This window comes from Rhodococcus sp. ARP2, from assembly GCF_001029585.1.
In the GTDB taxonomy this organism is placed as follows: domain Bacteria; phylum Actinomycetota; class Actinomycetes; order Mycobacteriales; family Mycobacteriaceae; genus Rhodococcus_F; species Rhodococcus_F erythropolis.
In genome coordinates, this window is the sequence record NZ_LEKE01000048.1 from 1 (window position 1) to 9,612 (window position 9,612).

At 62.7% G+C, this 9,612-nt stretch carries 8 protein-coding genes; 5 read left to right on the forward strand and 3 right to left on the reverse strand.

The features are described 5' to 3' along the window. The 5 genes from ABX74_RS11385 to ABX74_RS11405 form a co-directional block, all read left to right on the forward strand. Nucleotides 1-951 (forward strand): ABC transporter substrate-binding protein (locus tag ABX74_RS11385; protein ID WP_047888860.1); only part of this gene is annotated, 951 nt, incomplete at its 5' end. A gap of 10 nt (nucleotides 952-961) precedes the next feature. Beyond that, nucleotides 962-1,744, forward strand: coding sequence for an ABC transporter permease (locus ABX74_RS11390; protein WP_189637331.1), 783 nt, complete (start codon nucleotides 962-964; stop codon nucleotides 1,742-1,744). Nucleotides 1,745-1,746: 2 nt separating this feature from the next. Continuing rightward, entirely contained in the window at nucleotides 1,747-2,529 is a 783-nt protein-coding gene (locus ABX74_RS11395; RefSeq protein WP_223257890.1) for an ABC transporter permease, read from the forward strand. After that, a complete protein-coding gene (locus ABX74_RS11400) occupies nucleotides 2,529-3,335 on the forward strand; it encodes an ABC transporter ATP-binding protein (RefSeq protein WP_029256747.1) in 807 nt (268 codons plus the stop codon). Before ABX74_RS11395 ends, ABX74_RS11400 begins: the two co-directional genes overlap by 1 nt. 25 nt (nucleotides 3,336-3,360) lie before the next feature. Then, complete coding sequence (locus tag ABX74_RS11405) at nucleotides 3,361-4,371, forward strand: YdcF family protein (protein WP_020909742.1); 1,011 nt, start codon at nucleotides 3,361-3,363, stop codon at nucleotides 4,369-4,371. Nucleotides 4,372-4,377: 6 nt separating this feature from the next. Here ABX74_RS11405 and ABX74_RS11410 read toward each other — a convergent pair whose 3' ends face one another. Genes ABX74_RS11410 through ABX74_RS11420 form a run of 3 tightly spaced genes read right to left on the reverse strand, consistent with a single transcriptional unit; the run spans nucleotide 4,378 to nucleotide 9,265 of the window. Further along, nucleotides 4,378-5,211: an NmrA family NAD(P)-binding protein gene (locus ABX74_RS11410; protein ID WP_020971400.1), complete on the reverse strand. Its 834-nt coding sequence runs from the start codon at nucleotides 5,209-5,211 to the stop codon at nucleotides 4,378-4,380. Between the two features lie 14 nt (nucleotides 5,212-5,225). Then, complete coding sequence (locus ABX74_RS11415; protein ID WP_003946069.1) at nucleotides 5,226-7,166, reverse strand: hydantoinase B/oxoprolinase family protein; 1,941 nt, start codon at nucleotides 7,164-7,166, stop codon at nucleotides 5,226-5,228. Continuing rightward, nucleotides 7,166-9,265, reverse strand: a complete 2,100-nt coding sequence (locus ABX74_RS11420; RefSeq protein WP_019746087.1) for a hydantoinase/oxoprolinase family protein — start codon at nucleotides 9,263-9,265, stop codon at nucleotides 7,166-7,168. Before ABX74_RS11420 ends, ABX74_RS11415 begins: the two co-directional genes overlap by 1 nt. Nucleotides 9,266-9,612 lie beyond the last annotated feature (347 nt).

Genomic DNA, 9,612 nt, shown 5'->3' on the forward strand with positions numbered 1-9,612 from the left:
GCTGCGGTCGCGACCGCAGCATTGGCACTGACCGGCTGCTCGAGCGACGCCACGGCCTCCGACGACGGGGGCACCCAGACCACCACGATTCGAATCGCGCCTCAGCCGATCGCAGACTTCGCACCGATCTGGCTCGGAATGGAGCAGGGATACTTCACCGACGAAGGACTCGACATCCAACTCGTCGAGGGCGGTGCTAGTTCCTCGGCTCAAATTCCGTTGCTGCTCAGCGGAAATGCAGATATGGCAGCCACGACCGCCGCCGCCGCAATTCAGGCACGCAGCCAGAACATGCCCGTCACCATCGTCGGAGGGCTCACGAATTTTGCCGCGAGTGACGGCGTCGACCAGTCCGGCCTCGCCGTCGCCAAAGACAGTTCCATCAGCGGCTTCCGTGACCTCGAAGGCAAAACCGTTGCGATCAGCGGATTGAAGTCCGTCAGCGAGGCAGTCATCTCTGCTGCGGTGGAGAAGTCCGGTGGAGCAGCGGACAAGATCTCGTTCATTCAGGCGCCCATGCCCAACCTCGGTGACCTTGTTTCCACTGGCGGAGCCGATGCGGCATTCCTCATCGATCCGTTCCTGAGCAAAGCAACCGACTCGGGGCTGAAGATCCTCGGCCACCCCTTCCCCTTGGCCGCGCCCGGTGTGCCAGGGACCTCGCTGGTCGCTTCGGAATCGTTTGTCGACGCGAACCCGGACTCACTCGCCAAATTCCGTACGGCGCTTGCCAAATCCGTCGACTACGCCAATCAGAATCCGGGCGCCGTCAAGGCTGCACTCTCGACACAAGCCAGGATTCCGCTCGAAATGCTGGCCAACAGCAAGAATCCTCAGTTCGTCGCAGTAGTGGAACCGGGTGCTCTCGGCACGGAGATCGAACTGCTGGTCAAGTACGGGGTACTGACGGATTCGGTCGAGGCCGATTCCTTGCTGACCCCGGCCAACTGAGTTGTCCGCCTTGACAACCCTGCAGACTCGCCGCAGGCAGGTTCTGCTCGGTCGGCTGCTGACGCTCTTCGCGTTGGCAGCCGCCTGGCAGATCTTCGGAATGCTCGGCGACGAGGACGTCAAAGGTATTCCGAAGTTCAGCGACGTGGCAGTGGCACTTGTGAACGAACTCGGCACGTCCTCGTTGTGGACATCACTGGGACAAACGGTGACCACCACAGCGATCGGATTGGCGCTGTGCCTGGTCATCGGGATCCCGGCAGGACTGCTGCTCGCCGCGCACCCGTTCCTGACGGTCTCCTCCCGTTTCGTCATCGACTTCTGCCGAACCGTTCCGCCGCTCGCAATCATTCCGCTCTTTCTGCTGATCATGGGCCCGACGCAACGGATGGCGGTGGCACTGATCGTGGCAGTAAGTGTGTGGCCGATTCTGCTCCAGACGATTCACGGTGTGCGCAACGTCGACCCGGAACTGCTGGCGACCGCACGCTCCTTCCGACTTCCGCTGTGGCGCAGACTCGCTCTCGTCGTCGCACCGGCGTCGATGCCCTACATCTTCACCGGGATTCGCATCTCGGCAACACTGAGCTTGCTGCTGACCATCGGTGCAGAATTGATCGCGGGCGTGCCGGGACTCGGTAAGGAGATCTTGCTGAGCCAATCCGTCCCCGATCGAATGTTCGCACTGATCATCGTCGCCGGACTACTCGGAATGCTGCTCGCCTTCGCCGTGATGGAGATCGAGAATCGTTTACTTGCTTGGCATTACATCCCGAGGAGGATGACGACGTGAAGATGATGTCAGGACTTCGACTCCTCGCGTGGGAGTTGTGGCTGCCGATCTTGATCGTCGTCGTATGGTACTTCGGTTCGGAGTCGAGCAAGTCGCCCTACTTCCCGCCACTGTCGCGTATCTGGAAAGCGTTTGTGGACAACTGGTTCGGTCCGGGATTCGCCAACGACGTCGTACCGAGCTTGACCAACCTTGCCTTCGGTCTTGCCGTGGCACTGGTGGTCGGCATCGGCGCCGGTCTCCTGCTGGCACTGTTCCCGCTGACTGCCGATATTGCCGATCCGTTTCTCCAGTTCTTCCGCGCCATTCCGGCGCTGGCCGTATTGCCCGCCCTCTTCATCGTTTTCGGAACCGGTTCGACGGGTAACGTTGCCGCCATCGCCTTCGGTGCGGTCTGGCCGATACTCCTCAACACCCTCGACGGCATTCGCTCCATCGACCCGAGTATCCGATTGGTGGCGCGCAGCTACCGGATCCGTACACCCCTCCTGGTGACGCAGGTACTCCTCCCCGGAGCGATGCCACAGATAACGGTCGGTATCCGTACCAGTCTCGCGATCGGTGTCGTCATCATGGTCGGCAGCGAAATGTATGTCTCCACTGCAGGAATCGGCCACTTCGTGATCGTCGCGCAACAGACATTCGCCATCGCGGACATGTGGTCCGGAATTCTCCTGCTGGGAATCATCGGATACGTGCTCAACCTCGGATACGGCGTGATCGAACGATGGTTGCTCAGATGGCAGCCGCGGACCCACGACGCTCTCGCAGTGAAAGGAAACTGATGTCATCCACAGAATCTGCGGCATCGATACCCGCAGTCGAACTGAGCGGCCTCGGGGTGACCTACGGCGGCCCCACCGGCCGCGAAGTGCTCCGCGGGATCGACCTTACGGTCGCACCGGGAGAAATCGTCTGCATCGTCGGCCATTCCGGCATCGGCAAAAGCACGCTGATTCGTTGCATCGCCGGTCTGCAGAAGCCGACCACCGGTGAGGTCCGCATCGCCGGGATCGCGATCGATGCACCGCCGGCCACTCTGGCTCTCGTGTCACAGGACTACGGCCGCACACTGATGCCGTGGCTTCGAGTGGGCGAGAACGTTCGCCTGCCGCTGCGGGGCAACGGTCTGGCGCGGAAGGTTCAGAACGAAAGGGTTACCGATGCACTCGCCGTTGTCGGTCTAGGCGGTGCTGCGCGTTCCTACCCCTGGCAGTTGTCCGGCGGAATGCAGCAGAGAGTAGCGATAGCTCGCGCTCTCGCCTATCGGCCGCAGGTACTCCTCATGGATGAACCCTTCGCGTCGGTCGATGCGCAGACCCGCGCGGAACTCGAAGACCTGCTGCTGACGCTTCAACGTGATCTTGGTATCACCGTCCTCCTGGTCACCCACGACGTCGACGAATCGGTGTACCTGTCCGATCGAGTGGTCGTACTCGGCGGAACGCCGGCATTGATGCAGGACATCGTCGACGTCCCGTTGACCGGAGCTCGAGATCAACTGACCACCAAGGCGGACCCACTGTTCATCGAGTGCCGTACCAGGGTGCTGTCCGCAATCCAGCAGTCCAAAACGGTGGCGCCCGTGTAGTGGGCACCTCGCCTAGTCTGGCTCCGTGATCCTTCTCCTCATCGGCCTCGCGCTGCTCGGATTCTGCGGCTACCGGTTCAGGCAGGATCGGCGGAGGCTGAGCAACGGCGTCTATCTACTTCTCGGAGTGATCTTCACCGGTCTGTGGATGCTGCAGTCGGGTGCACCGGGGACCGAGATCCCGTCGTTCGTCATCGCGACGATCGCTCTCCTCTCGCCGTTGCTGGTGCTCCTGCTTGCAGGATTCCTGATCGTCAACGGGGTCACGATGCTGCGGCGCGAGGGATTCAGCGTGGCGAACCTGCTCTCCCTCGTCGCCGGACTCGGACTGCTCGTTCCCTACGTACTGCTCGCATCAGCGTTGCTGACGCAGAGATATTGGCTCGCAGTCGTTCTCGGATCGTTCAGCCTGGTCGCGTCGTACCTGGGGTTTCTGTTCACGAGCTTTCTGCTCTACTCCTACGTGTACGGACGCCAGAAGTACCAGCCCGGGATGGACGCGATAGTGGTGCACGGCGCCGGGCTTTCGGGTGCCGACGTGACGCCCCTGCTGGCCAGCCGTCTGGACAAGGCCGCGGACATCTTCCGCGCCGAGGTCCGCGAAGGACGTTCACCACTGTTGGTCGTCAGCGGCGGGAAGGGATCGGACGAGGTGGTCAGCGAGGCTGAGGCAATGTGCGTCTACCTCGTCGATCACGGGATCCCGCGCGAGAACGTGATGCTAGAGGACCGTTCGACCACCACGCTCGAGAACCTCGAGTACACCAGGGACCTTCTCCGCGCCGACACCACGAAGCCTCGAATGGTTCTGGTCACCAGCAACTTCCACATACTCCGAACCGCAACGTTTGCCCGAAGCCTCGATCTGGACGCAGAAGTCATCGGTTCCCACACCGCCCGGTACTACCTGCCGAGCGCTATTCTGCGCGAGTTCGCCGCCGTCACGGTGGAACACAAGTGGCTCAACGGAACGGTCTGCCTGATCCTCGCCGCCCTGCCCCCACTGGTTGTCTGGGCGGCAGGAGGCATTGCGTAGCAAGCATCACCGAATCAGGCTCTCGACGCCCATCGGTCGGCGACCCAGAAGCAGTTCCACGGCAGCACTGCCCGCAAGGAAGTCGTGGTGGTTGTAGAACTCGAACATCGCCGCCAATCGTGAGCTGGCGTTGACATCCAGGCCGCTGCCGATCTGTTCACGCCATTGATCCACGCTGATCTGTTCTATCGCGACGGTACGTGACGTCTGCTTCTCCACCATCTGTGCCACCTCCATGACGCTCAGAGCTTGCGGGCCGCCCACCTCGTACGTCGCTCCGTGATGCTCGCCCGGGCCCTCGCTCAGGACGACCGCGGCAACAGCTGCCACGTCCGCCAAACTCACGAACGAGAACCTCGTGTCCGCGCTGTACGGCACGACGATGGTCTCTGACCGACCCGTGAGTACCGCTTCGAAATTCTGCGCGTACGCACACGGTTGCAGCACAGTCCATTTCAAGGGAGAACGATGCAGTTCGTCCTCACACCTGGCTTTGTCCAGGTGATGCGGCATTGACGGGCTGAACGGCCACGCCACGGAGTGATAGACAAAGTGCTCCACCCCCGCCGAAGCCGCTGCCGTCAGCGCATTGCGAAGCAGCGCCGGCTCGTCGGGATGGACGTTCGGGGCAATGAAGTACACCCCTCGGCACCCGGCGAGCGCCTTGCGCAGCCCTCTTCCCGTTTCGAGTTCTACCTCGAAGTCCCCGTCGACACGCGCCTTTCGCACCAGTCGCCGAGCTGTCACGCTCGGCGGCAGTGCAGCGACGACTGCCTCACCGGTCTTACCCGCGGCGCCGATCACCGCGATGTCGGCGCCGCGAGCAATTCCGTTCTCCATGAGAGTTTTCCGTCCTAGACGTAGTCGTAGACCGCTGAGGTGGCGCCACCGGAAAGCTGCGCGTAGCCCGGACCCCGATCGAAGAAGGGTTCGTTCTCACCGCGCTCCGAGCGCAACTGATCCCGTAGCTCCGTGGTAGCAGCCTCGTCGACCGACGGCTCGTCACCCTCGATCACGACAACACCGTAGTCGTCGCGTGCACCCTCGACGGAAACCTTGCGCCACTGAATGTCTCGCAAGACCTCCTCGATCGGGCGCTCCAGTGGATCTCCCCAACCGCCACCACCGGTGGTGCGAATCCGTACGACCTCGCCGGCCTTGATCGGCTCGGCATCGGTCAGAGCGTCGAACTCACGCTCGTTCGGTCCACCCGGATCCAGGACCACGGAGAACGGCCGACCGGCCTTGCCGCCCTTGACTCCCCAGCAGGCGAGGATCGAACGATCCGCAATGGACATGAAGTGCGCATCCTTGAGCATCCGGATGTGCTTCTCGTATCCCAGGCCGCCGCGGTAGCGTCCAGCTCCGCCGGAATCCATGGCCAGACCGAGCTTCTCGACGATGAAGGGGAAACGGCTCTCGGTGAATTCGGTCGGCAGGTTCCGTGAATCGGGAACGACGTGAATCGTGTCCTCACCGTCGGCATAATAGCGTCCGCCCGAACCGCCGCCGAGCACCTCACGCATGAGGTACGAGTGACCCTCGAAGTCCTCACCGTAAACACCGGTGTACCTGATGGTCTCCTGGTCGGCGGGCATGTTGCCGTCCACAGCCTTGGCGACAACGCCGGCCAGCACTCCGAGCAGACGGAGGATGACGAACGTGCGCGCGTTGGTGGGGGCAGGGAAGATCGGGGTGATCAATGTTCCCTTTTCGGGGAACTTCATCTCGATCAGCGGTACGACGCCCTCGTTGACATCCAGTTCGGCCATGCGCTCCGGGGTGTCCGCGAGGTTACGCAGAATCGGGGCCAACCACTTGATGAGGAAGTTTCCGTCCGCGTAGTCACCGCAGTGGTTGATCGGGCCCTTTGCCTGCGGTCCGGTTCCGTTGAAGTCCAGGATGAGTCGCTCGCCGCCCTCGTCCTCCGGTCGCGTCTTCGTGAGCGTGATGCGCTGGATGTGGAGCATCGGCTCGTCGACGCCGTCGTGCTCGGCGTAGTCCTCCCACGTGTACTCACCGACCGGGATCTTGCTGAGGATCTCGCGGCGGTACGTCTCGGTGGTCGCGTCCATCATCGCGTCGAAGCACGACTCGACGGTGTCGACGCCGTAGCGCTCGAACAATTCGGTGAGTCGACGCGCACCCATCAGGCACGCCGAGCACTCGGCGTCGAGGTCAGCTGCGAGAGCGTCCGGCATGCGGGAGTTACGCGTCATGATGCGCAGCGCCGCCTCGTTGGGAACTCCCTGGTCCCACAGTTTGATCGGCGGAACCATCAAACCCTCTTCGTACACCGTGGTGGCGCCGGACGGCATGGAGCCGGGGCAGCAACCGCCGATGTCGTCGTGGTGACCGAATGCCTGAACGAACGCAACAACCTTGGGCTCGGCATCGGGAGTGACGCGGGCGAAGACAGGCACCGTGACGCAGAGGTCGGGGAGATGGCCGATGCCACCTTCGGACAGGTAGACGTCGTTGTGGAAGTACACGTCTCCCGGCTTCATCGTCTCGAGTGGGAAGTCCCGGGCGATCGGATGAACCAGGGCGGAATACGAACGGCCCGTGAGCTTGCGGAGGTTCCGGTCGTGAATACCGGCGCGGAAATCGTGAGCGTCACGGATCATCGGCGAACGCGAGGTGCGCGAAATGGAGGTCTCGACTTCCATTTCCACGCTGGCGAGGTAACCGGCGACGATCTCGACCAGAATCGGATCAGGTGACGCGCCGTCGGTAGCGGTGAGTCGGTACGGCTTGGCCGCGGTGGCAGCAGCAGCATCGAGAATGGCGGTCATCACTTCACTCCGTTCGAGTCGGAAGACTTCGAGATACGAATGTTCCCGAAGGTGTCGATACGTGCCGAGAATCCGGGGTGGATCGGGACAGTCGAGCTGAACTCCTCGATCACGGCCGGTCCTTCGATGACGTCACCCGCACCGAGCAGCGTGCGGTCGTAGGTAGCAGTTTCGACCCAGCTGTCGAAATACGATTGCCGCGAACCGGTTCGGGCGGTGTCGGCGCCAGTGCCGGCGGGGATCTCCTTGAGCGTCGGACGCTTGATCGGGCCGATGCCGCTCACGCGCAGGTTGACCCATTCCACGTGCTGCGACGGGTCTCCCCGGAAGTCGTAGCCGTACAGTTCGCGGTGCGCCTGGTGGAACGCCTCGGCCGCGTCGTCCATGATCTGCGCCGTGACGGTACCTTCCGCCACCGGGACGCGTACCTCGAAGGCCTGACCGAGGTAACGCAGATCCGCAGTACGGGAGTACTTGCGCTGCGTCTCGTCGAATCCTTCTTCGGCAAGCGCGATTTCGGCCTCGCCGGCCAACGCGTCGAACTGGCTCTGCAGGTCTTCAGCCTTCAACCGGTCGTGACGACTGACATGCGTCTGGACGTAGTCGTTGCGGACATCGACCGTCAGCAGACCGAACGCGGAGACGTTACCCGGATTGAGCGGGACAAGAACGTCTTTCAGACCCAGGATGTCGACGAGACGGCAGGCGAGCAGGGAGCCGGAACCGCCGAACGTCACGAGGGTGAAGTCGCGAACGTCGAGGCCACGCTTGACGGTGATCTGACGCAGGGCGTTGGCCTGGTTCCACGCCGAAACCTCGAGGACGCCGACCGCGCACTCCTCGAAGCCCAGACTGAGCTGTGTTGCAAGCTCTTCGAGGCCCTTGCGTGCCAATTCCGTGTCGAGAGGAATCTCGCCACCGAGCAGGTGAGGTGGGATGCGGCCGAGCAGGACGTGCGCGTCGGTGATGGTCGGTTCGCTGCCGCCCTTGCCGTAGCACAACGGTCCGGGATCGGCGCCCGCCGACTGAGGGCCGACGCGGAGGGTGCGTTCCGGCGTCATCCACGCGATCGAGCCACCTCCGGCGCCGACGGTCACGACGTCGATCATCGGGATCTTCGACGGGTAGTTGCCCACTCGCCCTTCGGTGGTCAGCGCGGGCTCGCCGCGAACCACGACGGTGACGTCCGTCGATGTTCCGCCGCCGTCACAGGTCAACACCTGCTCGACGCCGGCCGCATCGGCGATCAGCGCAGCACCGAGAGCTCCGGCAGCCGGCCCCGACAGAACTGTCGTAATAGGCTGGTGAACAACCTCTTTGGCCGACAGGACACCGCCGTTGGACTTCATGACATAGAACGGGATGTCGCGAGGTTCGCCGTCGGTGGTCGAGAACTCACGCAGACGATTCGCGATGTTGTTCACGTAGTTTCGGATGTTCGGCTTGACCGCGGCGTCCACGAGAGTGGTGATGGACCGCTCGTATTCGCGGTACTCACGAAGCACCTGGCTCGAGATGCTCACCGTCGCATCGGGGAAGACCTCGAAGAGGATGTCGCGAACGCGCTCCTCGTGCGTCGGATCGGCGTACGAGTGCATGAGGCAGACGCCGATGGTCCGGATGCCGCGGTCCTTGAAGAACTGCGCTGCGCTGCGAACGCTCTCTTCGTCGAGCGGACGAATCTCGCTGCCGTCGAAGGAAAGCCGTCCACCGACGGTGCGTACACGATCGGCGGGAACGATGCGTTCGGGCTTGACCCAGAAGTACGAGTTGCCGTAGCCGTCCGGCACCGACTGACGAGCGATTTCGAGAACGTGCTCGTAGCCTTCGGTGGTGATGAAGCCGAGGTTCTCGACCTTGCCTTCGAGCAGCTTGTTGGTCGCAACGGTCGTGCCGTGGCTGACCGCACCGATCGAGTCGCCGCTCTCGCCGAGCTTGGCGAGTACCTTCTCGATACCGGCGAGAAAGCCCTCGGCGGGATCCGCCGGGGTGGACGGGGTCTTGGTGGTGACGATGGCGCCGGTTTCGTCGTCCACTGCCACGATGTCGGTGAACGTTCCGCCGGTATCGATACCGACCCGAATCTTCCTGGGTTCCACGCTTCCTCCTGAGATCTTTGACTCGTCTCGTCTGGTACCGATCGACGGTTGCGGCCTAGCCGGTGAGTGGCTCGTACCTGACGTGTAGTGCTATTCCACAGGTTCGGAAGGGCGGATTCTTTGTCACAATTCGCCGAATCGGGGGACCAAGGTTCGGCGCACGATCACGAGCGGATCTTCGCCGGCGCCCCCATGGGTTACGCGGACGTGAAAAACGCCCCGAACCTGGTCGGTTCGGGGCGTTTCCCTCATCGTGAATCAGCTGTTGACACCTGAGTGAACTACTCGCGACAACCAGAACGCGCCAGGAATCCGCCTATAGCAACACCTGACAAAGCAATGGCTGC

What these genes read in the sequence shown, in the direction of transcription:
- ABX74_RS11395 (WP_223257890.1), top strand. Translation starts at nt 1,747, where the DNA reads ATGATGTCAGGACTTCGACTCCTCGCGTGGGAGTTGTGGCTGCCGATC.
- ABX74_RS11400 (WP_029256747.1), top strand. Translation starts at nt 2,529, where the DNA reads ATGTCATCCACAGAATCTGCGGCATCGATACCCGCAGTCGAACTGAGC.
- ABX74_RS11410 (WP_020971400.1), bottom strand. Translation starts at nt 5,211, where the DNA reads ATGGAGAACGGAATTGCTCGCGGCGCCGACATCGCGGTGATCGGCGCC.
- ABX74_RS11415 (WP_003946069.1), bottom strand. Translation starts at nt 7,166, where the DNA reads ATGACCGCCATTCTCGATGCTGCTGCTGCCACCGCGGCCAAGCCGTAC.